The sequence below is a fragment of the Polyangium sorediatum genome, assembly GCF_029946465.1.
Classification (GTDB): domain Bacteria; phylum Myxococcota_A; class Polyangia; order Polyangiales; family Polyangiaceae; genus Polyangium; species Polyangium fumosum.
The window spans coordinates 117,331-143,698 of sequence record NZ_JARZHI010000014.1 but is presented as its reverse complement, the minus strand read 5'-3'; the positions used below and the strand labels follow the sequence as shown (position 1 = coordinate 143,698).

The following is a 26,368-nucleotide window of genomic DNA, read 5'->3' as shown; positions in this document are numbered from 1 at the left end:
GCCGCCTCCCGTTCTGCGGCGCCGCAGGTCCCCGAACGCGCTCTGGGCCCTCCATCCTGCGGCGCTGGAGGGCGCGCCGCGACCTTGGCTGGCAGGGTCGCCGCTGGTCTTGACCCTGGCTGTTCGATGAACTGCGCATCGCGCAGTTCATCGTCCTGGGTCCAGCGCCTCGCTGGTCCGGGTCCCGGGGCGGACAGCCCCGGGTGGGGCCTGGGGCAAAGCCCCAGCACGGCGCCCCTACGCAGCTCAGCCAAAGAGCGGATGGAGCGGAACGAACCCGAGGTAAGCCTTCGCCGCCAAGGGTTCGCCTGGCGCGAGGACGAGCTTGATCCCGAGCGTGGTCGACACCGGGCTCGCGATGCGGTGGCTGGGGAGGGCGAGACGCGCGAAGGGGGGGAATTCGAGGAGGGCGTCGTGTTTGGCCGGCGTGCATGCTCCTCGGGCGACGAGATCGTCGAGGAGGGGGCGCCAGCGGGGATCTCCGGGGAGATGATGCAGTTCGAGGCCGAGCGTTGGCAGGACGCCGGCGCTGACGTCCAGGTGAAAGCCGAGCTGCGTGGCTTCGGGGACCAGGGCGGCGAGCAGCGAATCGAGCTGCGCTCGATCGCCGGGCCATTCGATCTGGTCGAGGTAGGCTGGGAGCTCGTCGCGGGGGATCGTCGTGACGAGACGGAGCGCGTCGAGGCCGCGGGAATCGAGGGGCGCGACGTGGAGGACGCGGCCTCGGCGGGGCAATCGTTTGATGACACGGACGGCTGTGTCGAAGGTGGCGCATGGGAGCGGGTGCCCGAGGAGGAGGGAGGTCGCGCGGTCGAGGAGGTCGAGACGGACGGCGCGCCCTCGCTCGTCTTGCTCCTCCGGCGGTTGCTCGTCGTTGATGTGCCGCTCGATGCAGGGGAAGGGGAGCGGCGGCGGCGCGGCGCTGGGCTCTCCTTTTACGTCGAATTCGAGCCACAGGGCAGGCACCTCGGCGTGGAGCAGGGACGTGGATGCGGCCCATTCTCGGCAGAAATCGAGGATGCCGCGCCAGGCCGGCGTGCCCCGGGCGGGCGCGTCGCGTAGCAGGGCCCGATGTCCATCCGCGCGCGCGAGCAGATACATCAGGAAATCGACACGCGTGGATTCGTCGAGACGGCATTCGAGGGCGATGCCGGAGGCGGCTTTGGGCAGCCCTCGCGTGACGGCGTGGAGCGCGCGCCGGGCGGCGGGGACGAGCAGTGCCTCGGGGACGAGGGGCGCGACGAGGTCGAGCGTCGCGTCGGGCGCGACGATCATGGCTTGCCTCCTTTCGACACACCACGGAGCTCGATGCCGAGATGGAGGTTCTGAAGGTCCCGCGGCGCGACGATCGCGCGCGGTTCCTCCCCGTCTCGCCGGGGATTGGAGAAGGCCCAGTACACGCCCTGGGGCGCGTCCGGAGGGAGGGCGAACCGCAAGGTGACCTTTTCTCGACCGGGCGCGGTCTTCACCACTTGCCCGATCTCCCCTCGAATGTGGGTCTCTCCTTGCCGCAGCTCGCATCGCGTGAACGCGCCTTCGAGCTTGGTTCCGAACAGGGTGAGGAGAAGCTCGCCGTCTCCGGGCTCCCAGAAGAAGCCGGTCACCGTTTGTCGACCGTAGACCCAGGGCAAGGGCGTCGGCGCGAGCATCATCACGCGGGGTCCCCCCCGGATCGCCTCGTCGGACAAGGCTTCGAGGATCCGACGCCGATCCCCCGAGAGCAGGATCTCCTTCTCCTCCGACGAGAGATCCCGCCGCTGGGAGACGACCGCGACCGGATCCCGCCGGTAGGCCTCCTGGATGTCCGGGTCCTGCGCCAGGCTCATGATGAACGCGAGCAGCATGTGTGCCTCCCCCTCTGCTATCGAAGAAGCGAACCGTCAGCGCGCGTGATGGTAAAAGACGTCATTGGAATCCATGGTGCTCGCGAGCGCGATGTCCGGCGCCGGCGAATGCGTGTAGCGGACGCGGATCCGCTCCCCGGGCGCGAGGCGCCGCGCGAAGGAGATCCAGTTGTCCCCGGGGACCATGACGTACGCGCCGCGGCCGAGGAGGGCGCCGTCGCGGCGGATTTCGAGGATCTCCTCGACGAGCTGCGCCGAGAGCGTCAAGCCCGCTTGCGGCTTTTCGATGGCGAAGGACTCGACGGCCTCGGTGAACCCGCTCCGATCGAGATCGGCCAGGGCGATCGCCTCGCCGACGCCGCACGTGCTGGAGGACCACGCGGGGGTCGCCTCGAAGGCGCGCGACGTCCCCAGGAACATCACGAGCGGCGCTCCGTATCCGTAAAACTGCGGGCCCCACCGGCTCGCGAGGAGGTCTTGCGCGCCGTCGCCATTCACGTCCGCGAGGCGGACGCCCGCGCCCCAGCCCGACGTCTCCGACGTCCAGATGGGATCGGCGCTGGAAAAGGGCCAGTAAGCCATCAGGCGCGAATCGCTGCCGATGCCGCTCGCGCAGCTCGCGGGCGGGGGCGGGCTCGGGTAGAGGTTGCCCACATAGGCGGGGGGCGTCTCCGGCGGACGCGCGGGCGCGAGATCGTCGGGAGGCACGATGTCCTTGTAATGGTCGTTGTAGAACGTGACGATCCCCCGGCGGCCGCCGATCGTCCCCACGTCGACGAAGAGCGGAATGCCGCGCTCGACGCGCGCGGTCCAGGCGGCGGACGTGTCGAGGTGGACCTCGCCGTCCTCGCCGAGCGCCCCCCGATACAACGGGAGCCCCCGCGCGGCGACGAGGAGATCGAGGAATCCGTCGCCGTCGATGTCCGCGAATTTCGGGGTGAGGGCGTGCATGCGCGCGCTGGAGGTCCATGCAGGCGTGCGCGACAGCTTGCCTCCGTCGTTCTTATAGATCCGCACGCGCCCGGGTTTGGGTTTGGGCTCGGTGTCGCGCTCGGTGTCGAGCTCGAAGGCCACGCCGACGGCGAGATCGAGGTCGCCGTCGCCATCGTAATCGCCGAGCGCAGCGCCGAAGCTCGAATACCTGTCCGTGGTGCGAAAGCTGGGCCACCGTTCGAGGGCGCCGCCGCGATTGAAATAGACCTTCGTGTACCCCAGCGTCTTCGCGTCGATCCAGGGGCCCACTGTGACCGCGACGTCGACGAACCCGTCGAGATCGATGTCCCCCACGGCGACGCCGGCGTGGTAATCTGTGTCGTCGGAGGACCAGCTCGGCTCGTTCGGGAAGTTGCCCCGACCGTCGTTGCGATACACGGTCACCGGGCGCTGATTCAGGTCGTTTCCATTGGCGACGACGAGATCCTTGAACCCGTCGCCGTCGATGTCCGCGAGGGCAGCCCCGAGCGAGTTCATGGTCGTGTCGGCGGAGCGATACCCCGGCTCCGTCGGATAAGGAGGCGTGGCCCGCGGAGGTGCCTGCGTGACGTCGCCGCCAGGCGGTGGCTCGGAAGGCGCCGTCACGAAGAGCACTCCGACGAGCGAGAAGCACACCAATCCTACCCCGATCCTGGTCGCGGTGCCCCATCCCATCGCTGTCGCTCCCTCATTGCGGTGGTTCGATGCCAAGGCCGGGCGCGAAGATCGCGGCCCAGCGATCGGGCCGCCGTACACCTCGTTGCGCCATGACCGTGTCGGCGACGGCCACGAGCGCGCCTCCGGATTCGCCGCCGGAGAGCTCGCCCTTGCGGCGGCGCGCGCAAGCCGCGTGGAGCACCATCTCGGCCCCGTCGAAGCCACGAATGGCGGCGTCGAGGTAGGCGAGGGCCTCGTCGTCCTGCCCGCGGAGCCGCGCCACGGCGGCCCGGAGCAAGGCCGCGGAGGGAGGCGCGTCGGCGCGAATCTCACGTTCGAGCCGCGACGCGATGCGCTCGGCTTCCCGCGCGAGCCGCGCGCGAAGGCGCGGGGGAGCCTCCGCCGCGGTGGCGATCGCGGTGCGCGCGCGGAGGAAGAGCATATCGATCCGGGAAGGTTGCACGCGGAGCTGTTGCGAGCGGACAATCGCCCCCCACGCGTGGAGGACGCGTGTCCGTGCCAGGGTCGCGTGGCCTTCGTAGAGATCCGCATAGGCCTCGATGCGGAGCGCGTACATGTGCTGCACGTGCATACCGCCGCGGGTCCAGGACGCGACGCCCTCGCGCACACGGCGGCGCGCCTCCTCGACGTCGTCCGCGGCGATCCTCGTCACCGCGGACGCGCTGGAAGCGCTGATGGCCGCGAAGAGATTGCCGAGCGACGTGGCCTCGTGATGCCAGGCCGCCGTGCGCTCCGCGAGCTCGTGCAGGCGTCCCATGGCGTCGAGGGCGATGACGGCGACGATGTGCGCCATGTTCTGGTATTTCGCGAGGTCGATCCTCCGGCTGCGGAGATGGCGGCCGATGGCGTCGTAACGATCCAAGGCCTCTCGCCAGCGTCCCTCGATCATGGTGGTCGCGGCGCCGTACATGGTGACGGTCTCCATGAGGTCCGGATCGCCTGCGCCGCTCGCGATTTCCGCCGCCCGCGCGAGGAGGCGCGCCCCCTCGGCCACCGCGGACGGCCCGCCCTGCAAGAGTGACAATTGCGCATACGTGCCGAGCGCCTGGGCAATCCGCGAAGGTTCGCCGGCGTCGAGCGCGAGACCGAGTCCGCGTATCAAAAACGCGCACGATCGCAGCGGATCGACGTCCGTCAGGGCCATGCTCACCGCCATGCAAACGTCGATCCGGGCGAGCACAGCCGGATCGATGTCGGCGGCCGCGCGAGGCTGGAAATGCGTGCCGCGGCGCCGGATGCGAAGAATGCCCTTGAGCGCCATCATGGCAACACTGGCCGTCGTCCTGGGCGGACGCAGGCCAAGCCCGGAGAGGAACGTCGCGAGGACACGGTTGCCCTCGTCGAGGTGCCCGCCGACGAAGAGTTGCTCGATTGCGCGACGTCGTAGGTCGAGCGCCTCCTCGGGCGAGGCGCCGTCGGCGCATTCCAGGTAGAGCTCCGCCGCTTCCCGGCACCGGCCCGCATTCGCCAGGGCGTGGGCCCGTCGGACCTTGATCTCGTGGGTCGTCTCCGGGGTATCTGCGGGCCCGCCGCGCCCCCAGTCGATCGCGAGCGCGTAAAGCTCGGCCGCGTGGGCGAAGGCCAGCGCGCCGCTCGCCCGGTCGGCCGCGGCGATCGCGTAATGCGCCGCCTTGTATCTCTCTCCGGCACTCTGGAAATGCATCGCGAGCTCCTCCGGTTCGACCTCGGGCGACGTCTCCAGCACGGAAGCCAGGCGCTCATGTCGCGCGGCGAGCGCCTCGACGTCGAGCGCGGCGAGGATCGCATCGCGGAGACGTTCGTGGGAGACCTCGCAGCCCGGGCGCTCATGCACGCTGCATACCCTGAGCAACCCCGCCGAGCGTAACGGCGTCAGCGAAGCGAGCGCCTCGTCGGCGAGCTCGGCCGCCGCGAACGCGATGTCCTGTTCGAGCGGGCGCCCGGCGACGGCCACGATTTCGAGCAGCCGCCGCGACGGCGCCGGGGCCGCGTTGAGCCGCGCGCGCATCGCCTCGCGCAAATCGACCCGCGGCGCGGCGCGTGGGCCCGCCGCGCGGACGTGCCGCGCGAGCTCCTCGATCGAGAAAGGATTGCCCTCGGATTCACGCACGATCGCGCCCGCCGTCGCCTCGTCCGCCGAGGGCCCGAGGTGATCCCGCGCGAGCGCGAGCGAGAGATCCTGCGGCAAGGGCCCGAGGTCGACGTCGTGGAGGCGAATCCTGCCTCCCGCAGCGGCGACGAGCTGCCCGAAGCGGGCCACGAAGACGCTCCGCTCGACGTCGTCGTCGCTGCGGTGGCAGGCGAGCAAGAGCATCGGCGGCGCGTCGGGAGGCGAGAGGAGCTCGAAGAGGAGCTCGGCGCTGTCGACGTCGCCCCATTGCAGGTCGTCAATGCAGAGCACGAGCGGGCCACGCGCGGCGAGGCGCCGGAGGAGGTCCTTGAGCGCCTGAAAAGCGCGAAGACGCGCCCGCGGCGGATCGAGGGCCTCCGCGCGCTCCTCGGGCGGGGCGGGGTCGATGAGCCCGAGCACGGGGAAGATTCGCTCGAGGTCGTGCAGATTCGGGGGGATCAAGGCCCCCGCTTCCTCCGGCGGGAGACGTTTGACGTGACGCGCGAGCACGTCGACGAGGCTATCAAGCGCCTTGTACGGCACCGATTCGCGGTCGTGGCAACGACCCCGGAGGACGAGGACGCCCTCCCAGCGCCGGAGGGCCGCGAGGAACGTCGACGCGAGCGCGCTTTTTCCCACGCCGGACGCGCCCGAGAGGCGGACGAGCACGGCGCGGCCGGCCGTGCTCTCCCGGAAGGCCTCGAGGAGCGCCGCCATTTCGTGCTCGCGCCCGACGAGCGCGTGCCTTTGCCGGATCTCGACGAGCCGAGGGGGCGCGACCTCGGCAGGCCCCTCCGCCCCCTGGAGCCGAGCGGCGATCTCCTCGTCCGACGGCCGCATGCGGGGATCGCTGCGCAAGAGCGCGAGGCAGAGCGCTTCGAGATCCTCGGGCACGTGCTCGGCGACGAGCGACGGGGGCATCGGGCGGGTCGTGAGCTTGCCGCAGAGGACATCCTCCACGCTGCCCTCGAACGGGAGATGCCCGGAGAGCGCCTCGTAAAGCATCACGCCGACGCTGTACCAATCGCTGGCGCGGCTCCCCGGCTCGCCCAGGATCTGCTCGGGCGCCATGTACGCAGGCGTGCCGACGATGCCCTCGTGCAAGGCCGAGAGATCACCGGACGGCAAAGGCGAGAGCTCCCGCGCGAGCCCGAAATCGAGGATCACGACCCGGCCCGCCTTCGTGAGGAGCACATTCGACGGCTTCAGATCGAGGTGCAAGACGTCGGCGGCGTGGAGCGCGCGCACGCCACGAACGAGGCGGGAGAACACGAAGCGGAGCCGCCCCACGTCGAGCGGGCGCATCGCCGCGCGCAGGGCAACGCGCTCTTCGACGTCGCGGGCAGGCTTGCGCCGCACGAACGACGCGGAGAGGTCGCCCGTGCGGCCCGGGACGAAGCTGCTCAGCAAATGTTCGCCTTCGACGAACTCCATCGAGAGCAGCCAGCGGCCCTCGTCATAGATGAGCTCGTGGAGCATCACGAGGTTCGGGTGCGTGATGTCCGCGAGCACGCGGAACTCCTGCTTGAAGCGGAGCAGCGCCGCCGCGTCGTCCTGGTAAAGGACCTTGAGGGCGACGCGCGCGCCGTACCGGAGGTCGATCGCCTCGTACACGACGCCGAACCCGCCGGCGCCGAGGCGGCGCAGGATCGAGAATCGTTCGCTCGATTCGTTCTCTTTGCGTGGAACGCCCATGATGTCCGCGATAGAACGCGTCCGGCCTCATGGAGCCGGGGAGGCCGTTCCGCATCCGGCGAGCCCCGCGAATTCACGCGGCCACGTCGGCCGGCCCGGCGCCCGAACTTCGCCCATCGACCCGCGCGTGGCGATCGACAAGATTGTTGGATAACAACATGGGATCACGCGCAGCGCAGATCACGGAAACCATCCCTCTCCCGCCGGGCGGACGCGAGGTGGGCGCGCCCCTCCGGCAGGCGCGTACCTGGCCGACCTTGCTCGTCTATCATCGGGATGGAACGGAGCTCGTCGAGCTCCGGCCGGGCGCCCGGCAGGTCATCGGGCGGACGTCCCCTTCCGACGTGCAAATCGACGACGATAGTCTGTCGCGTCAGCACGCTCGTTTCACGCTCCTCGAAAATGGGGGGGTGCGCGTCGAGGATCTCGGCTCGCTGAACGGCACGTGGGTGCAGGGCGAGCGGGTGACGGACGGCGTGGCGCGGTGCGGCGACGAGGTGATGCTCGGACGCGTGATCATCACGATCGAGGAGCGCGCGCCGGAGGCGAGCCTCTTGCCCGGTCTCTCGAGCTACGAGCGGCTGCGGAGCACGCTCGAAGAAGAGGTCGTCCGGGCGCGGTTCTTCGGGCGCAGCGCCGCGATCCTGATGGTGCGGGCGGGCGGTCGCGAGGGCGCACACGTGAGTCGATGGCTCGCGCGCGTGGAAACGGAGCTGCGCCCCATCGACAAGGTGGGCCTCTATAGCCTCGACGCCGTGGCCGTCCTCCTGCCGGAAGCGACGCTCAGCGCCGCCTGCGACATCGCGCAGCGGATCAGCGAGCCGAAGGAGGGAGGCCCGACGTTGCTCGTCGGCGTGGCCGCCTCGCCCGAGACCGCGACGTCCGCCGAAAAACTCCTCGAAGGCTGCCGCGCGGCCCTGCAGCGCGCAGCGCCCGGGCGGCCCGTGCATGCGATGCAGGGCGGCCCGTGGACCGGAGGAGGTCCGTCTGGGCAATCCAATGCAGGCGAGCAGCCCGTGGTGGAGAGCGCGGCCATGCGTCAGGTCTTCCTGACGGTCGCGCGGCTCGCTCGCTCGTCGATCCCGGTCCTTTTGCAGGGCGAGACGGGGACGGGCAAGGAGGTGATCGCGCGGGCGCTGCACGAGCAGAGCCCACGGCACGCCCGGCCGATGATATGCGTGAACTGCGGCGCGATCCCGCAGCAGCTCGTCGAGAGCACGCTGTTCGGGTACGAGCGCGGCGCGTTCACCGGGGCGCTGCAGCAGCAAAAGGGCATTTTCGAGGCCGCGGAGGGTGGCACGGTGTTCCTCGACGAGGTCGGAGAGCTGCCGCTCGCGGCGCAGGCGGCGCTCCTGCGCGTGCTCGAGACGCGGCGCGTGGCGCGGGTGGGCTCGACGAAGGAGATCGACGTCGACGTGCGGCTCATCGCGGCGACGCACCGGGACCTCGAAGCAATGGCAACGTCCGGCAGCTTTCGATTGGATCTCCTGTTTCGCCTGAACACGATGACGCTGGACATCCCGCCGCTCCGGGAGCGCATGGAGGAGATCGAGCCGCTCGCGATGCGCTTCTTGCAGCTCGCCAACCAGGCGAACGAGCGTCGGATCCAGCGCATCCAGCCCGACGCGCTCGCCCTCCTTCGAGGGTATGGGTGGTCGGGCAACGTGAGGGAGCTGCGCAATGCGATCGAGCGGGCCGTGGTCATCGCGGAGGGGGATTCCATCTCGGTGCACGACCTGCCCGAGCGCGTCCGCGCGGCGGGGCGGCTCAACGCGCACCACGCCAAAGAGGTCCTCGTCGCGTCTGCGGAGCCCGCCCCGGCGAACGATGCAGGCGGGCTCCGCACGCGAATGCAGAATTACGAGGCGCAGGTCATCGTGGAGGCGCTCCGGGCGTCGCAGTGGAACCAGACGGAGGCGGCGCGCCGGCTCGACATGCCGCTCCGGACGCTGGTCCACCGCATGAAGGTGCTCGGCATCAAAAAGCTCGGATTCGGGACGCCCGAGCCGCCCGCGCAACCGCCCCCGTCCGACGACGAGGGTGGGAGCGACGACGACCTTCCCGTGTGAACCCGATCGCGTGCGCGGCGTGGGGGAGGAGGGCCTGCTCCCGCGCCCGCCGCGCCACGCCGGGCTCGGTCGGGAGCTCGACGACGAACGTCGCGCCCTCGCCCGGCGTGCTCTCGACGCGAATCGAGCCGCCGTGCGCCTCTGCGGCCGCGCGCGCGATGTAGAGGCCGAGGCCGAGGCCGCCGAACCGTGAAGGAGAGACCGCTCGTTCGAATCGCTCGAAGATGCGGGCCTGGTCCTCCTCTGCGATGCCAATGCCGTGATCCTTCACGAGGAGCCGGGCTCCGCCTTCCACCTGCGCGACGTCGATGGCCACGGGCCTGCCCTCGCCATACACGATCGCATTGCGGACGAGGTGCAGGACGAGCTGCTCGACGAGCATGCGGTCCCATTGCCCCCGCGGCGCGCCGGAGACCTTGATCGTGACGAGCGCGCGGACGTCCGGGCGCGGCTCCACGCGGTCGACGATCTCGCCGACGAGCGTGGCGAGGTCGACGTCCTCGCACGCGAGCGGGAGCTCGCTCGCCACGATTTGCGTGGCGTGCAGGAGCTCGTCGCAGAGGAGGGCCAGCCGCCCGAGCTGGCGGTCGAAGGTCTCCACCATGCTCGGAATGCGCGCGGGCACCTCTTCCGGGTGCTGCGAGAGGAGGCGGCGAATGTGCTGCGCCTGAAGCCGGAGCGCGGTGACCGGGGTCAAGAGCTCATGGGAGGCGAGCGAGATGAACTCGTCACACGGCGCCCGCGTGCAAGGCGGGGGTTGTCGTGCCTCGATGGGGGAGCCCGATCGGGCAGCGAGGACTGGGGAGGGATGCCGAGCACACATGGTTGGACTCCTCGACGGTTTTCCCTTGAGCATCGACCGTGCCACGGCCCGCGCCCCTTTCTTTGGCCGGATCCACGCGTAACGCGCATTTGATCGTGCCTGCTCGGTCGCTTGGCCCCTTGCGTGGTCAGGCAAGAAAAGGGGCGCGCTGCCGCTCGGTCGCCTCGGTGCGCGCCGCAGCGGGCCTCGAATTCCCCGCGAAGCGCGTCGATCCTCGAGCGCACGGGGCATGGATCGCGCCTTGCTCGGGCGCCCCTCGACCAGAACGCGTGATGCGCGCCGAGCGGGCCCTCACGCGAAGGGAGCCTTCGTGCGTTTTTCATCCCGAACCGGGGTGCGGCTCGGCGCCGTGCTCGCCCTCGCCACCCATGCGCATGCAGCGTCCGCCGAAGCGGACCGGGGCAGGGCCTCCGAGGCCAAGCGCGCGGCGCCCTCCAAGAAGCCCTCTGCGGGGAGTTTTCTGCTCTTTCCCCCCGGGATGGTCGTTCCTTATGCCTCCACGTCGATCGACGGCGCTCCCTCGGGCGAGCGCCAGATCGACCTCGGGCTCGGCGTCTTGTGGGGCGCCACGGACGACCTGCAAATCGAGGCGCACCTCGGGCCGATTCACCTCGGCCCGGCGCAAGGGCAGGGGCCGCATCGCCTCGTCATCACGCGCGGGCTCCTGCACACGAGGCGCTTCGAGCTCGGCGGCAGCCTCTCGATGTCGCTCGACACGAGCCGCCGCATCCCCGTGCTCTCCACGGTCCAGCCCGGCCTCGTGGCCGCGGCCGGCGCCGAGGAACGGCTCTGGTTCGACGCGGGCCTCCACCTGCCCATTTCCACGGGCCCCGAGCCGCGCCTCGGATTGTCCCTCCCGATCCGCGCCCACGTGCCGCTGTCACGCCGCGTCGAGGTGCGGATCGAAAGCGGGCTCGACGTGAACCAGCTCGGAGAGTCGCCGGCGGTCGTGCCGCTCGGCATTGCATTGCGGTACAGGGCCAAGCACTTTTTCGTCGTGCCCCACGTCAGCGGGCCGCAGTTCTACACGCCGGGGACCGGGCGCGTGGATGCCGGCACGTTCAGCGCCGGCGTCATCGTAGGGATTCCGTTGAAACGCTGAGGTGGGCCGCTCGGCGGCTCCGTCTTCGAGCGGCCGGGCGCCGTGCGGGTCCTTGGACCGGCGCGGGTTCGACCCCACCGAGGCGCGGATTATATTGCGGATATGTCCAGAGGGCAGGACGAGTCCGCGGCGTTCGGACCCTACCGTGTCCGAGGCACCCTCGGGCGCGGGGGAATGGGGATCGTCTACTGGGGCGAGCACCGGGACACGGGGCAAGAGGTCGCCATCAAGACCGTCGAGGCGGCCTTTGGGCAGGTGATCGCCAGCATTCGCCGCGAAATCCACGCCCTCGGCCGCGTCCGCCACCCCGGCATCGTGCAGATCCTCGCCCAGGGCGTGGACGACGGGCGGCCGTGGTATGCCATGGAGCTGCTCCGCGGGCGCACCTTGCGCGCGCTCATCGAGGCGCGGCGCCCGGGCGAGCCTCTGTCGCACGAGGAGCTCGCGACGATCTGCGGCATCCTGCGCCGCCTCTGCGAGGCGCTGTCGTGCCTGCACGGCGCCGAGTTCGTCCACCGCGATCTCAAGCCGGAGAACATCTTTCTTCGCGACGACGGCGCCCCGGTGCTCGTCGATTTCGGGATCGCCGCCAGGTTCTCCGGAGCGAGCGGGCGCGACGCGCTCGAAACGGGCGTCGTGACGGGCAGCCCGCCGTATATGTCGCCCGAGCAGATCCGCGGGGATCTGGTGGACGCGCGGAGTGATCTGTATGCGCTCGGCTGCATCCTGCACGAATGCCTGACCGGCCATCCGCCGTTCGAGGGGCCCACGCCCCGCGACGTGATCGGAAAACACCTCGGCGAGATTCCGGCGCCGCCCTCGGCGAGCGTGCCCGGCCTTCCCGCGGCGCTCGATCGCCTGGTCCTCGCGCTGCTCGCCAAACGGCCGCAGGATCGAATGGGGTATGCCGAGGACGTGGCGGCCGCGCTCGCGGCGTTCGCGCCCGCCGAGCCCACGCGCCGGTGCTGGGCCGAGCCTTATCTCTACCGGCCGAGCTTCATCGGCCGGCACGACGTCGTCTGGAAGCTGCAAGCGGACCTCGGCGCCGCGCGAAGCGGGGAGGGGCGGAGCGTGTTCATCGGCGGCGAGAGCGGCATCGGCAAGACGCGCCTCGTCGCCCAGCTCGCGAGCCTCGCGCAGCGGGCGGGTTTTACGGTGGTGACCGGGGAATGCGTGGCGTTCGGCGCGCACGGGGCCGGCGCGGCGCCGCTCCATCCGTTTCGACCGCTCTTGCTCGCGATGGCCGACCATTGCCGGCACACGGGCCCCGCCGAGACGGCGCGTATCCTGGGCGAGCGCGCGACCATGCTCGCCGCCTACGAGCCCACGCTCGCCACGCTCGCGCCCGCGAAGGCCGCGGCCGAGCCGCTGTCGATCTTGCCCTCGCGGACGGCCCGGCAGCGGGTCGTCGCCGGCCTGACCGAGACGTTGCTCGCCTACGCCGAGACCGAGCCGCTGCTTCTGGCGATCGACGATCTTCAATGGGCGGACGAGCTCTCTCTGCGATTCTTGCGGGACCTCGTGTTCACGCCGCTCGTGGGGCGGCGTATGCTCGTGGTGGGGACGTACCGCACGGACGAGGTGGGCGAGGCGCTCGCGGGCCTGCTCGCGGCGCCCGGCGCGAGCCGCGTCGAGCTCGGCGCCCTCGATCCGGCGAGCACGCGGCAGGTCGCCCGCGACATGCTCGCGCTCCCCGAGATGCCCCAGGCCTTCCTCGATTTCTTGGCCGACGCGTCCGACGGAAATCCGTTTTTCCTGGCTGAATACTTGCGCACCGCCCTGTCCGAGGGGCTCGTCTACCGGGACGCCGGCGGCGTGTTCCGTATCGCCGCGCGGGGACAGGATCCGAGCGCCGTGCGCGCGGCGCTCCGTTTGCCGCGGTCGCTCGCGGGCCTCCTCGAGCGGCACCTCGCCGGGCTCGACGCGCCGAGCCAAAGGCTCGCCCGGCTCTCCGCGACGATCGGGCGCGAGGTGGACGAGGAGGTGCTCCGCCGCGCCGCGGGATTGCCCGAGGCCACGCTGATGGACGCGCTCGGCAGCCTGCGCCGCGCCTACGTGCTCGAAGACGGCGGCGGCGGGCGGCTCCGGTTCCTTCACGAAAAACTCCGCGAGCGCGCCTACGCCGAGATCCCCGAGGACGAGCGGAGGGACGTGCACGCGCGCGTGGGGCGGGCGCTGGAGGAGGTGTATCCGGACGAGCAGCGGATCGATCACGTCGAGGCGCTCGCGTACCATTATGGAGAGAGCGGGCAGATCGAGCGAGCGGCGCATTATGCCGAGGAGGCCGCGGCGAAGGCGGCACGCGCATACGCGCTCGACGACGCGCGGCGGCGGTACGGCGATGCGCTCGTGTGGCTCGAAAAAATCCCCCAGACGGAGGACGTGTCGCGGCGGCGCGTGAGCGCCACGGTGCGCTGGGCGGAGGCGTGCTTGTACGAGCCGTCGCTCCGGCAGATCGAGGTGCTCGCGGAGGCGCGGGAGATCGCGGCAAGGATCGGGGACGCGGGCGGGGTTCTGCTTTGTGATTACTGGGCGAGCTGGATCGCGTATGCGCTCGGTGATCACGCGGGGGCCATCCGGATCTCGGAGCGAGCGATCGACGAGGCGCGCGCGCTCGGCGATCACAAGCTCCTCTACCAGCTCGTGCTGAACCTGGGGCAGAACTACGCCGCGGGCGGGGCGTACGACGAGGCCCTCGCGTCCATCCGCCAGGGCATTTCGATGAAGGAGCAATCGCCCTGGGGCGGGCGGACCGCGGGGTGCGCGTACGGCTACGGATACCTGGGCATGATCCACGGCGACCGCGGCGAATTCGCGGAGGCGCACGCCTCCCTCGACACGGCGCTCGCCATCACCGCCGAGCTCGGGCGCCGCTCGCTCGAAGACTCGGTGCTCGTGCAGCGCGCGATGGTCGAGGGGTGGCAAGGCGCCTTCGAGGCGTGCGCGGCGACGGCGACGCGCGCGCGGACGCTGGCCGAGAGCCTGGGCGCGCCGTACGTCGCGGCCATGAGCAACACCGCCGAGGGCCTTTCCCTCTTTTCGCTGGGCAAGCGGGAGGACGGGCTCGCGCTCCTGCGGGAAGCGGTGCAATGGATCGAGGCCACCGGGACCCGGCTCAACGTCTCGTGGAGCTACGGCGCGCTGGCCGAGGCGCTCGCGCTCTCGGGGCGGGCCGAGGAGGCGGCGACGTATGCGCGCGCGGCGCTCGCGCGGGCCGAGGCGGGGGATCGCATCGGGCTTTCGACCGCGCACCGGGCGCTCGCGCTCGTGACGCGCGGGGACGTGGCGCGTGAGCACCTCGATGCGGCCCTCGATGCGGCGCGCCAGAAAAAATCACCACGCGAGGAGGCGCTCGCCCACCTCTGCGCGGCGAGGGTGTTTCACGACGAAGGGACGCCCGCCGCGGCGCAGGAGGAAGCAGCCGCGGCGCTCGCTGCGTTCGAGGCCATGGGAATGGCCGGGTTCGCCGGCGAGGCGCGCGCGATCCTCGAATCGATCGCCCTTCCGGGGAGCACGCGCGCGGCCTAGAACATCGAACGGTTTGACAACCGTTCGATGTTCTAGGCCTCTTTCGTCCCGAGGGGGACGCCTCGCGTCCCCCTCTCGTCCGGGCAGAGCCCGGCCGATTCACCCCCCGAGGCGAGCTCGCTTCGCGATCTCGCAGAGCGCCGAACCGTTCGGCGCTCTAGGGGTGTCAGGCCCCGAGGGTGAGCAGGGGGGCCGCGATTTCGGCCATCAATGGGCCGGCCAGGAATCGCCCGATACAAGCGTGGGATCCGTGGCCGAAGAGGAGATAATGCTCGTCCGGGCGGCCCGGCTGGAAGGCCTCGGGGTGTTCGAGGGCCTCCTCGTCGTCCATGGCCGAGCCGAGCGAGACGATGACCCGGCTGCCTTTTCCGATCCGGGTCGCGCGGGGCGTCCCCGCGGCGAGCTCACAATCGGCCATGGCGGTCCTGTAGAGCAGCGACGGATAGGGGTCGAACCGCGCGGCTTCGAGCAGGATGTCTTTCAGCCGATCCATGTCCCGCTTCGTCGCGGCCTCGCGCGCTTGCTCGCCGGCCTCGCGCGCGCCTTGGAGGTACGCCAGGGCATGGAGGAGGGTCATCGCGGTCGGTACGATCGTCCCGGAGACGAGCCCGCCCAGGGTTCGACGAATGCCGGCGCGGTCGAGTCCGTGCGCCGCGGGCAGCACGAGGAGCCGGCCGAGCACGTCGTCCTCCGCGGAGGTTCCGGCGGCGATCGCGGCCTCCCGCGCGCGCAGGAGCTCGTCGAGGTACTGCTGGAATGCAATGCCGGCGGCGGCGCCGGCGGCCGCGCGCTCGTCGCTCGGGAGCGGGAAAAAGATGTAGGCCGACGCCACGCTGAGCCAAAGGAACAGATCCTCGTCGGAAGGTCCGGGGACGCCGAAGTATTCGCCCGCCGTCCGCACGACCGAGGCAATGACGACCTGGGGAACGAAGTTCGGCTCGCCCTTCGCCCGTTTTTGAGCGAGATCGAGGAGCACGTGCGTGACGAAGCGGGCGCGTTCGAGCACGCGCAGCAGATCCCGCGGCCGGAGGACGAGGCGCGCGAGGGAGGCCTCGCGCTTGTGGCGCTCGCCGTCGAAGCCCAGGAGAAACGGCCCCACGGTGGCCGCCATGCGGGCGTCGTATTCCTGGACCGAGAAGACCTCGGGTTTGGCGAGGACCTCCTGCACGTCCCGGAAGCGCGACACGAGCACGCCGTGCGGGGTCTCGAAGATCGGCGCCTGCTTGCGCAGCGCGCGCCAGCTCTCCGCGGTGTCGCAGAACGGCCGCCGCGCGGTCACAGGGTCCAGCAGACAGGCCTCGACGGAATCCTTTTTGTCCTCGTCGTTTTGCGCGAGCGCATAGGATTGGAGGAACGTTTCGATGGGCTGGGTCTCGGGTGGGGCCACGTTCACGAGGTAACGGAGCGCGTGGATGCCGGGCACGAAGAAATACGCGCCGCCCCGCGCCCGGACGAAGCTCGGCAGCCCGCAGAGGGTATGAACGGAGGCAAGCTCGCCGTTTGGGCCGGCCACGGGCACGGTAAACGTCCCTTGGGAGAACGAAGATCCGACGACGGGGTCGTGGACCGTGCTCGGCTCGCCGCTGACGTTCCCGTTGTTCAGCCATTGCTGCACGATCTCGAACTGGAGCGAGAGCGATGCGCAATAGGCGATGAAGATGAGCCCACGATCCACGTGGTCCTCGTCCTGGCCCTCCGGCAGCGGCGGGCCGTACGCCATCCCGCGTCGGAGGAGCCGGTGCGTGCGGACCGCGGTGCGCCTCGCGACGGGCATGGCGTCGCGCGGGTTGGCGCGCCGGATGTGCGCGCCGAAGGGGCAGCGGAGGCCCTGCGGATCCTCGGTCCGGTAGGCGAAATGGTCGCGCCGCTCGGGGGGCATGTTCGGTTCGTCCTTTTCGGGGGCGAGCACCAGCGGCACGCCGCTCCGCCACCGCCCCATGAGCTTCGCGGCGACGAGCTCCGCGTCCATGCCCAGCATCGCCGCGTTTTCCGCGACGAACCGGCGGAACCCGGGCACGTCCTGGCGCAGCTTGCGCAAGGCGAGGTACGTGCCATTGCGGCGCAGCTCCTTCGGGGTCGGGCGGGAGGCGACGGCGCCGAAATCGTCGGGATGATCGAGCAGGAACGCGCCGGGTTCGAGCACGCGGCCCGGCGGCGCGCCGCTCCCATCGCCGGCCACGCTCGGGTTGCTGCCGCCGTCGGCAAACCCAAAATGTTCCCGCCCGCCTTCGAGCCCGGCCGCCGTCTGCACGTGGAGGATGCGCGTCCGCGCGGCCTCGATCTCGACGCAAAGCTCGCTCGCACGCGCGTCCGCCTCGGCCTGGCTGCGCGCATAAACGATGGCCATCGCGTGCAGGGGCGGCGCGCCTCGCGGCAAGAGGTCCCAGCGATCGGGCGCGTCCTCGCCGACGTCGCCGAGGAACGCCGCGCGTTTCTCCATTCCCTCGCGAAACTCTTCCGGGAAGCTGTCGAGCTCCTCGGCGGCGAGCCCCAGCGCCTCGAGCCCCTCGAACGTGAACGCGAGGTTCAGCGTGGAAGCAGGCCCCGGCGGCGCAGTGCGTGCCGTCGTGATGTCAGGGATCTTCGCGGCGATCCACCGCCGCCCGGCGGCGACGTCCTCGAAATGCAGGAACACGAAGCGCGCGTGGCGCATGCCGAACGTCTTGCCATAGGAGAGCAGGAGGTGGCCCTGCACGTCGTCGAGTTCGATCCTGGATTCGTCTTTTGTTCTCATGCTTGTTCCCCTGACAGGCTCGCCATCACCTGCTCGAAATTGCGCTCGATGGGATCGATCTCGGCCGGCGAGAAGAGCCGCTTCTCCCGGAGATCCCGGAAGCTCGCGCGCATGTTGTCCTCAATCGACAGGAGGAAGCTGCGTTCGGCCTCCTCGTCGACGGCGGAGAGCCGCGCGAGCCCCCGTTCGAGCTCGGCGAAGAGCGCGCCGAGGTCGCCGCCGCAGCGGACCTTGCGCCGGAATGCTTCGAATTGCGCATGCTGCGCCTTCCACCACCGGACGTCGACGACCGTCACGTCCGGGTTCGCCGCGTGGAATCGGTCGGCCTGCACCATGTGTCGCTTCACCCAGGCGACGAACGGCTCGAACTGCGCGGCCCCCGGGTAGCCCTCGCAATGCATCCAGACGAGATCGAGGCCCCAGGCCATACGAACCGAAAAATCCTTCAGGTACGGCTCGAGCTCGCCCACGAACATCGAGACGAACAAAAGCCGCCGGCCACCGTCGAGGATGGACCACTGGGCGAAATGCACGGAATCGATGATGTCGAGCACGCTCGGCCCCGCCTGCTTGCTCTCCGCGGGCCCATGCAGGACGCCCTGGAGGCGCTCGACGTACCGGAGCGCGGGGAGCGAGGGGACGAAGCCCTGCAAGATTGGCGTGACGAGCACGAGGGATCGCACGCGCGGGGGCGAGGCGAGGGTTTCCATTTCACGCATGACGTCTCCTTGTTCGTTCGTCCGGGCGGAATGCCCCCCGAAACACTCATACTTCGGGCGTGAACCGCAGCTTCCCCGCCGGGCTGAGCCTTCGCTCGGCGAAGAAGAACTCCTCGGTCGGGTGGTGCTGTCGCCAGGTCTCCTGGAGCTCGGACCACCGGGCCATCAGATCGACGAGCGCATCCATCCGCGCCCGGGCCTGGCGGAACCATTCCTCCTCGGAGGGGCTCACGGCGCCGTACCACGGTCGGTCGTTGCGATACGCATCTTGCTCCTTTTCGAGGAGCTCGTGGAGCTCCTGCCGGAGGCCACGCGGGGTGAAACGCTTGCAGAGGTGCCCGAGCTCGACCTCCATGCGGGACATCAGGAGCAACGTGCGCACCCATCGATGCTGCGGGAAATCGAATCGCTCGAGGAAGAGGCGCCCCGCGGTGTCGCCCTTCTCGACGAGCCTCGCGATGGTCGCGACGTTCATGTCCAGGTTGAGCCCGCCTTCGTTTTTTTCGAGGAAGACGTGGGCGACACGCTCGCGGTAGCCGGGCAGCGCCGCCTGGCTGTCGTCCCGGAAGCTCTGCGCGAGCTCGAAGACCGCCCATAAAAAATCCTTCATGTCGGTGATCTCGCGAAACGATGGGCTCGACGTGTGGCCGTCCCGCGGCTCGGGCAAGGACACGTCCTCGTCCTCCGCGTGGCGGCTCTCCTTCGAATGCGGCGCCTTCTCCCGCAGGTTGATCCCGAAGGTCGGAAAGCGGGGGAACCAGCTATCGAAGAAGTGGATCGGGAAGTTGATGCCGATGCCGCCGTCGCTGAACCAATGGCGCCGGAGCTCGCCCGACGCCTCGACGGCGTAGAGCGGCACCGCGCAGAGGAGCACGGGGAGGCTGAGGCTCATGCGCATCGCCACGATCACGGGCAAATGCTCGTCCATCGGGAAGACGTGGTAGCCGGGCGGGAGCGCTGCGCCCTCGGGCGCGGGCGCCGTGTCCACCATGAAGCGGACGACGCTCTCGGGGAAGAGGCGGCGCATTTCGTGCTCCGCGAAGACGAACGAGCGGTCTTTTTTGATGGTCCCGTCGAGCTCCTCCTCGGGCACCGCGCGTGGCTGCCGGACGTTGAGGTCGGACGTGACCGCCTTGAAGTGAATGCCTCTCGCATGAAGCATTCCCACGGTGAGGGGCCGGTCTTGGGGCAGGCCGGCCATCTCCTGGAGGCCCTCGTGCATCCATGCGGTGAGCGGGACCTGGCCGGAGATCACGTCTCCCTCGGTGGATCCCGTGCACAGGCCAAACAGGCTCTTGCCCTCGTCGCCGTGGACGTACCGGGCGCTCGCGAGGAGCGTCCCCGCGATTCCACCGAGATAGGCGCCGGAGACGAGGAAAACCCCGCAGAGGGACAAACCTAGGAGCAGGGGGAGCCACGAGAGCTCGGCCGCGCGCGCCGTCGAGACGTCATGCAATACGAACGTGAAGAGCGCAGCGGCCGGGGCCACGACGGTGAGGGCGGCGAGCGCGCCGGCGCACGCGCCCCACCGCCGCCCCCGCGTGTAGCCTTCGCCGGGGCTTTCGGCGCAGATGGAATCGAGCTCGGCCTTTCGCATTTCCGCGAAGAGGCGCCGAACGGGGCGGCGCATGCGTCCTTGCGCTCCGTCGCGCCGCTGCCGGTCACGCAGGCGCTTCGCGAGGAGGAGCACTTCGAAGATCGGGCGCGCCCGCGCGGTCGGCTGGAAGAGGCCCATCAAAAAGCCCTCGCGGTCGAGGTCTTCTTGCATGCGCTCGAACCGGGCGAAGCCACCTCCGTCGGCGCGGCCATACTCGGCCGCTGCGGCGGCCGCGGCCGCAATGGCTCCGGCCGAGGCGCCGCCAATGCAACGGAACCGGCGCTGCTTGGCGAGCCGGAGGACGGCCGACGGATACACGACGCCGCTCGTGACGCCGCCCTTCATGACGAGGTCACACCGAGCGTCGTCGTCGTCCGGCACGCGCCGGTAGACCTCATTGCAATCGCTGCTTGCTCGATCGTACATACCGCGTTCCCCCCCACGCCTCACGCCGAAGTTGCAACCATGAGGCCACGCGCGCCGCCGAGCGCCCCGGCGGCCGCGGCTCGTTCGAGGGGCACCGAAACAACACCCGCCCGCGTCGATCTCGCGGCGCTCGGCTCGGCTGGTGTTCGTGGGAGGGAGGCGGGAGAAGGGTGGGCAGAACCTTGCGTGATCAGGCAACGCGGGGCGCTTCGGCGCGCGCCCAGAAGGCGCGCAGGATCCGGAGCACCTCGTCCGGCTCCTCGACGTGCGCGAACGAGCCGCTGCGCTCGAGCACGCGAAACTCGGCCGAGGGCGCGAAGGTCAGGAACTGGCGCTGCAGGGCAGGGTAGAGCGCCCGGTCGAAGCGGCCGGCGAGCACGAGCATCGGGACGGACACGTCTTTGAGCCGCGGCCGGAAGTCCGGAATGCGGGCGACCTCGCCGCCGATGATGAAATCGACGTCGTCCCCGCAAAACAGCGGATAGAGCTCTGCGTTGCGGGCGCCCGGCTCCGTGGCGAGCCGGCGGGCGCTCTCGGGGTTGAAGAACCGCACGAGCGGCGCGGCCACGGCAAACTCCCGCTGCATGCGCGGATCGGTCGAGGCAATGCCCTCGGCGCGCATCGCCTCGATCCGCGCCCAAACATCGGGGCATTGGTTCGCGAGCTCCCGGTTGATGTTGGCATGGTTTTGCTGCCACATCTCCGGGCTGTGCAGGCTGTTGGCGAGCACGAGCGTGCGTACGAGGGCCGGGTGGTCGAGGGAGAGCGCCTGGGCGAGGAGGCCGCCGTACGAAAATCCGTACAAATGTACGGGACCAACGTCGAGGGACCGGAGCAACGCGGCCACGTCGGCCACGTCGCTCTCGAACGTGATCGCCCGCAGATCGGCGGGGACGTCCGAACGGCCACGCCCATGAAGGTCGACGTACACGACCCGATGGTCCGCGGCGAGCGCGTCGAAATGCGGGTGAAAGATCACGTGCGACCCGGCGGGGCCGAGGCCGGAGAGCAAGACCACGGTCTCGCCTGCGCCGGCCTGCTCCACCCAGAGGTGATGCCCGCCGACGTCGTGGAGCCGCCCGTCCGGGTGAACGAACGATCGAGGCTCCACGGGCGCGGCAGGTTTGTCCGTATTCATGCTTGCGCTCCCTTGGAATCGTCGAGCCAGAGCCGCCGCTCGATGTCACGGATCTTGTGGTAATCGGCGTGCACCTGGGAGCGGTCCGCGTGCGCGAGGACCACGAAGCCGAGGTCCAGGCTGCCGAAGAGATCCCTCGTGGGCTCGAGACAATCGCCGTTCCGGAAGCGGATGGCCGAGAAATGGTGGCTCACGAGCGACTCGACCTCGCCGAAGACCTCGACGTTCCGCACGATGCCCGGCCTCCGGACGATCAGGAACACCACGAGGACGTGGGTTTGCAGGCCAAACCCCTCCCGGACGTGCCCGAGCCGGGCGAAATAACGCACGGTCCGGTCCACCTGGCTGTCGCCGGTCGCGACGCGGCAGAACCTCGGCTGGCCGCCGCCGTGCGGGCGCGCGCCGATTTCGATGAGCCGCGGGCCCTCACGGGTGAGCATCAGCTCCACGTGCGCCGCGCCGAACCGGATCCCGACCGCGTCGAGCACGCCGCGCGTGTAGCCGATCAAGCGTTCGATCCCCGGCGTCTTCGGGGACAACCATTCCATGCGCTCGTAGACCGCCATGTACGGGCCGTTGTCCACCTTGTGGTAGCGGCACACGTCGGTGACGGTGTGTTTTCCCTCGTAGCTGAACGTGTCCACCACGTATTCGGTGCCGGTCACGTATTCCTGCACGAGGAGCCGATCGTTGACGATGCCGAGGCGGTTCGGACGACCCAGCATCGAATCGAAGACGTCCCGCCACCCTTCGCCGCGGGGCACGCGGGTGACGCCGTCGGTGCTGGCGCTCTTCGGCGGCTTGATCACGAGATCCCGGCCGGCGAGGCTCGAGCGGCGCAGCCACGCCTCGGCCTCGTCGGCGTCGCTCGTGCAGAGCTGCCGGAGAATGGGGAGGCCGGCGCGGGCCACGGCCGCCGCCATGTCGCCCTTGTGCCGGCGCGCGCTCGCCTTCTCGGGGTCGTTGGCGACGTCCGGGACGACGAGGGGCGCGAGCACGTCCGCGAGCTCCACGCCGGACTCGCAGCCCGGCAGCACGCACCGGGGGCCGAGGGCCCGCAGGCGCTCCACGAGGGGCTCGAGGTCCTCGCTCGCGGTGAGGATCGTCTGGAAGTGCTCCGGCCGGTAGGAGGCCGCGTAGACGGCCGGCGGCGCGGGGCTCGACGCGACCGCCACCACGGGGACGCCGGCCGCTTTGAATGCGGGCGCAAAGAGGGCGCCCGAGGAGTAGGGATCGACGATCACCGCCGGCCCATTCGGGTCACTTCGAGGCATGGTCGCCCTCCACGCAGGCGAGCCGCGCCGCCCGGCTGCAAAACCTCGCCCACGCGTCCTCGACCGCAGGGCAGAGCCCTCGCGCGCGGACGGCCGAGTGCACGAGCCCGGGCTCGATCACGAGGTCGACGGGGATGCCATTCTCGCGGAGGCGACGGGCGTAGTTTTCCGCGTCGACGCAGAGCGAGTCGAGCTCGGCGCCCATCAGGTACGCAGGCGGCAGGCCATGGAAGGCGCCGCGGACGAGCGGAGATACATATGGATGCTCGATCTGCGCGGAATCGGGGGTGTAGCAGGCTGTGTAGTATTCCATTTCGCCACCTGTGAGCAGCGGCGCGTCGGCGCCGCCGCGGCGCCAGCGGGTGAAGTCGAGGACCGGGCTGATGAGGGCCTGGCCGCGGAGCGAGGGGCCGCCGCGGTCCCGGGCCATCATGGCCACGGCGACGGCCATGTTCGCGCCGGAGCTGTCGCCGGCGATCACGATGCGGTCCGGATCGACGCCGAGCCGCGCGGCCTCGACGACGAGGCCCGAGAGCGCGCCATAACAATCCTCCAGGGCCGCCGGGAACGGGTGCTCGGGCGCCATCCGGAAGTCGGGCGCGACAGTGACGAGCCCTGAGCGGCTGGCAAGCTCGGCGACGACGGTATCGTGCGTCTCCAGCGAGCCGACCACGAACCCGCCGCCGCGAAGGTAGACGAGCAGGCCGCGGCCCACCGGGGCACGCGGGCGGTAGACGCGTACCCGCACGCGCCGCCGCCCGTGGGCGACCACGTCGTCGGTGAGGGTCACGTCCGGCGGAATTTCATACGGGAACTCCCGGGTAAGCCCGAGATAGAGGGCGCGCTGCTCCGCGAGGGGGCGCGTGTAGAAGTCGGGCGGCATGGCCCGGTTGCATCGGTCGATGAATGTCTGGAGGCCGTCGGCGAGGTGCATTCAATCCTCCTCGGGGGCGCGCGGGGCGCCGGTCGGGGTCGAAGGGCAGGGCGAAAGGGCGCGGCCACGCGCGGCGGCCCAGCGCTGGGCCAGGCCGTCGCGAATGCCGCGGCGGAGCAGCACCGGCAGGCAGAGGCAGGTCCCGAGGCCGCCGATCCAAACGGCGCCGCGGAGGCCGATGAGCTTGATGGCGAGGGACGCGATCAGGCTGCCGAGCGGGATCGTTCCCCATAACAAGAACCGCTGGACCGCGTTGATCCGGCCGAGCAGGTGCGCAGGCGTGGCCGTCTGGCGCAATGTGAGCGAGGTCGGGCCGAACGCGCCCTCGCCTGTGCCATGCAGCACGCTGGCCGCGACGAGGGCGACGGCCGAGCCCGCGCTCCCGGCGACCGGGATGAGCACGAGGCCCGTGACCGACACGCAAGCGCTGACGACGAGCGTGGAGGCGACGCCGAGCCGGTCGACGAGGCGGGACGAGAGCAGGTTTCCGATCGGGAAGCCGAGCGCCGCCGCGCCGACGACCACGCCGCTGCCGGTCGGGCCGAGGCCCAGCACGTGGCGGCAATAGAGCACGAGGCTCGCCTCGATCATGCTGAGGAAGAGCACGTAGACGGCGCCGCACAGAATCACGGGCTCGAGCTCGGAATGGCCGAACACGAAACGGAGGCCCTCGCGGATGTCGTCGAGCATCCAGCCGGGCTTGCGGGCCCTCGGCGCGCGCGCCGGCTCGCGGTGCCGGATCGCGGCGACCGAGAGCACGGAGAGCACGAACGAGCCTGCATTGGCCGCCACCGCGACGACGGGCCCGAGGACGGCGATGACGGGCCCCGCCAGCACGGGGCCGAGCGTCCGCGACACGGATTCGGAGAAGAACAGGCGCGCGTTGCCCCGCTGCAAATCACGCGCGTCCGGGAAGAGCTCGGGCAGATACGACGTGTACGCGACCTGGAAAAAGAGCGTCGCCGTGCCGGCGAGGCCGACGAGCACGAGGAGCCACGGCAGCGAGAGCACGGAGGTGGCGGCGAGCGCCGCGATCGTCAAGAAGATCGCGGCTTGCGCGGCGTCGCAGAGGATCATCGTGCGGCGCCGCGGCAATCGATCGACGACGGCCCCGGCCGGCAGGCCGAACAGCAAAAAGGGGACGAAGAGGGCAAAGGGGAGCAGCGCCGCCTCCGCCGCCGAGGCGCCGATCACCGTGACGGCCAAGAGCGGCAGCGTGAGCACCATGAAGTGATCACCGAGCAGGTTCAGCGACTGGCCGGCCCATAACACGCGGAAATCACGCCGGGCCGAGGCGGCGGCGTCGCTCGTTTGTGTCGTCATGTCATTGTCCTCCTCCCGCAGCCTTGGATGCCACCTTGGCGTGCAGCTTGATCGCGTGCGCGGCCACCTGGGCGCCGACGGCACACTCCATGGCCGTTTTTCCGGACAGGACCACATACGCATACCGGCTCGTGACATGGCCGGCCGGCGGCAACTCGAGGTGTTGCCCGGGCGCCGCGAGGGTCGCCGCGACGTCCACGGACACCGGGAGCGCGCTCTGGTCCACCTCGACGGCGGAGACCGTCGTGTCCTCGGCCGGATAGAGGAAATGCACCGAGGCGACCCGCAGCCGGGTCGGCGTGATGCGCAGCGGGCGTCCACAAGCGACGTCCACCGCGACTTGCCCCGGATCGATGCCGGTGGCGACCCAGCCGACGTAGGGGATGAGGTCGCCGCCCAGCCGGGCGTTGATTTCGATCACCTTGGGACCGGCCTCGGTGAGGCGCAGCTCGGTATGCGTGATCCCGGTCCGGAAGCCGACCGCGCGGTGCGCCGCGTCGAGCACGCGGAGCAGCGCCGGGTCGAGCAGCAGCGGATCCCGCGCGTCCACGACGTGCCCGATTTCCTCGAAATGCGGGGGGAAGCCGAGGAGCTTGCGCGCGATGAAGAGCGGGACCAGACGGCCGTTCACCCACGCGGCGTCGACGCTGATCTCCGGCCCTTCGAGGTATTCCTCGATCAGCACGCTCGCATCGTAATGGGGTACGCCGTCCTCCGTGGACGTCCTCGCGTGGTGATAGGCGGCGGCGAGCTCGTCGGGGCTCTCGACGCGGCTCACGCCAATGCTCGCGCCGAGCGCTCGTGGCTTGACCACGACCGGATACCCGATCTGCCACGCCGTCTTCGCCGCTTCCTCGACGGACGATACCAGCTTGGAGATCGCCTGCGGCACGCCGGCCGCGGCGAGCGCACTGCGCGTCTGATGTTTGTCACGGCACCGGCCGACCGCGACCGGCGAGGTGCCCGGCAGGCCGAGCGCCTCCGCGACGCGGGCCGCGTGCACCATGCGAATCTCGTCCCAGCAGATCACGCCGTCGATCGCGATGCGCGCCGCGACTTCGCGGGCGGCGGCGATCATGGCCTCCGCGTCGAGCGTGTCGACGATCTGGTGATCCGCGATGTACGACCGTTCCCACGTGGGTTCCCGGTCGAGGAAAAGAAAGACCCGCGCGGACGCGGAGATCATTCGCAGAAGGTACTCGCGGTACAGGTGATAGCCGCTGCTCACGAGCAGGATGGTGGGGCGGCCGTTCGGGTCTGCGTTTGGGCGGGTCGTGGGCATCGTGGTCTCCTGGTTTCTCGTCGTGGGGTCGAGCCCCTCGGCGCCGGCTCCCTCAAGCCTCGTGCCATCGGGCCCGGATCCCTTCGCGGCGCGGGATCCAGCGCATTTGTCGCGGGGATTGTCGGTCGGACGAACGGGGCT

General features: G+C 70.3%; 16 protein-coding genes. 3 read left to right on the top strand and 13 right to left on the bottom strand.

Going from position 1 to position 26,368, the window contains the following annotated elements; genetic code table 11:
- Positions 1 to 246: 246 nt before the first annotated feature.
- The 4 genes from QHF89_RS18285 to QHF89_RS18270 form a co-directional block, all read right to left on the bottom strand.
- Entirely contained in the window at positions 247 to 1,275 is a 1,029-nt protein-coding gene (locus QHF89_RS18285) for a hypothetical protein (protein WP_136972665.1), read from the bottom strand.
- Positions 1,272 to 1,844 carry a hypothetical protein gene (locus QHF89_RS18280; protein ID WP_136972666.1) on the bottom strand — a complete coding sequence of 191 codons (573 nt, stop codon included), beginning with the start codon at positions 1,842 to 1,844 and terminating at the stop codon, positions 1,272 to 1,274. The genes QHF89_RS18285 and QHF89_RS18280 overlap by 4 nt, the downstream gene beginning before the upstream one ends.
- Positions 1,845 to 1,880: 36 nt before the next feature.
- The gene (locus QHF89_RS18275; RefSeq protein ID WP_284720644.1) at positions 1,881 to 3,422 is read right to left on the bottom strand and encodes an FG-GAP repeat domain-containing protein; all 1,542 of its coding nucleotides are present in this window, start codon (positions 3,420 to 3,422) and stop codon (positions 1,881 to 1,883) included.
- Between the two features lie 82 nt (positions 3,423 to 3,504).
- Positions 3,505 to 7,278, bottom strand: coding sequence for a serine/threonine-protein kinase (locus QHF89_RS18270; RefSeq protein ID WP_136972668.1), 3,774 nt, complete (start codon positions 7,276 to 7,278; stop codon positions 3,505 to 3,507).
- 158 nt (positions 7,279 to 7,436) lie between these two features.
- Here QHF89_RS18270 and QHF89_RS18265 point away from each other — a divergent pair, with 158 nt between their 5' ends.
- Entirely contained in the window at positions 7,437 to 9,347 is a 1,911-nt protein-coding gene (locus QHF89_RS18265) for a sigma 54-interacting transcriptional regulator (protein ID WP_136972669.1), read from the top strand.
- On the opposite strand, the gene QHF89_RS18260 is transcribed toward QHF89_RS18265, so the two are convergent.
- Positions 9,256 to 10,044 (bottom strand): sensor histidine kinase, encoded by a 789-nt coding sequence (locus tag QHF89_RS18260; protein WP_284720643.1) that lies wholly within the window; start codon positions 10,042 to 10,044, stop codon positions 9,256 to 9,258. The genes QHF89_RS18265 and QHF89_RS18260 overlap by 92 nt on opposite strands.
- Before the next feature lie 436 nt (positions 10,045 to 10,480).
- Between QHF89_RS18260 and QHF89_RS18255 the strand changes: the two genes are divergently transcribed.
- On the top strand, positions 10,481 to 11,272 hold the full coding sequence (locus QHF89_RS18255) for a hypothetical protein (RefSeq protein ID WP_136972671.1): 792 nt from the start codon (positions 10,481 to 10,483) through the stop codon (positions 11,270 to 11,272).
- A 102-nt stretch (positions 11,273 to 11,374) separates the two neighbouring features.
- Complete coding sequence (locus tag QHF89_RS18250; RefSeq protein ID WP_136972672.1) at positions 11,375 to 14,800, top strand: serine/threonine-protein kinase; 3,426 nt, start codon at positions 11,375 to 11,377, stop codon at positions 14,798 to 14,800.
- A 166-nt stretch (positions 14,801 to 14,966) separates the two neighbouring features.
- Here QHF89_RS18250 and QHF89_RS18245 read toward each other — a convergent pair whose 3' ends face one another.
- From QHF89_RS18245 to QHF89_RS18210, 8 genes are all read right to left on the bottom strand, one after another.
- Complete coding sequence (locus tag QHF89_RS18245; protein ID WP_136970682.1) at positions 14,967 to 17,534, bottom strand: cytochrome P450; 2,568 nt, start codon at positions 17,532 to 17,534, stop codon at positions 14,967 to 14,969.
- Entirely contained in the window at positions 17,531 to 18,253 is a 723-nt protein-coding gene (locus QHF89_RS18240; RefSeq protein ID WP_136970683.1) for a hypothetical protein, read from the bottom strand. Before QHF89_RS18240 ends, QHF89_RS18245 begins: the two co-directional genes overlap by 4 nt.
- A gap of 46 nt (positions 18,254 to 18,299) precedes the next feature.
- Positions 18,300 to 20,276, bottom strand: a complete 1,977-nt coding sequence (locus QHF89_RS18235; protein ID WP_136970684.1) for a patatin-like phospholipase family protein — start codon at positions 20,274 to 20,276, stop codon at positions 18,300 to 18,302.
- A gap of 190 nt (positions 20,277 to 20,466) precedes the next feature.
- Positions 20,467 to 21,414: an alpha/beta fold hydrolase gene (locus QHF89_RS18230; RefSeq protein WP_136970685.1), complete on the bottom strand. Its 948-nt coding sequence runs from the start codon at positions 21,412 to 21,414 to the stop codon at positions 20,467 to 20,469.
- Positions 21,411 to 22,688 carry an ATP-grasp domain-containing protein gene (locus tag QHF89_RS18225; protein WP_136970686.1) on the bottom strand — a complete coding sequence of 426 codons (1,278 nt, stop codon included), beginning with the start codon at positions 22,686 to 22,688 and terminating at the stop codon, positions 21,411 to 21,413. The genes QHF89_RS18230 and QHF89_RS18225 overlap by 4 nt, the downstream gene beginning before the upstream one ends.
- Positions 22,675 to 23,622, bottom strand: coding sequence for an alpha/beta hydrolase (locus QHF89_RS18220; RefSeq protein WP_136970687.1), 948 nt, complete (start codon positions 23,620 to 23,622; stop codon positions 22,675 to 22,677). Before QHF89_RS18220 ends, QHF89_RS18225 begins: the two co-directional genes overlap by 14 nt.
- Positions 23,623 to 24,945, bottom strand: coding sequence for an MFS transporter (locus QHF89_RS18215; protein ID WP_136935436.1), 1,323 nt, complete (start codon positions 24,943 to 24,945; stop codon positions 23,623 to 23,625).
- Between the two features lies 1 nt (position 24,946).
- Entirely contained in the window at positions 24,947 to 26,227 is a 1,281-nt protein-coding gene (locus QHF89_RS18210; RefSeq protein ID WP_136970688.1) for an ATP-grasp domain-containing protein, read from the bottom strand.
- Positions 26,228 to 26,368: the final 141 nt, after the last annotated feature.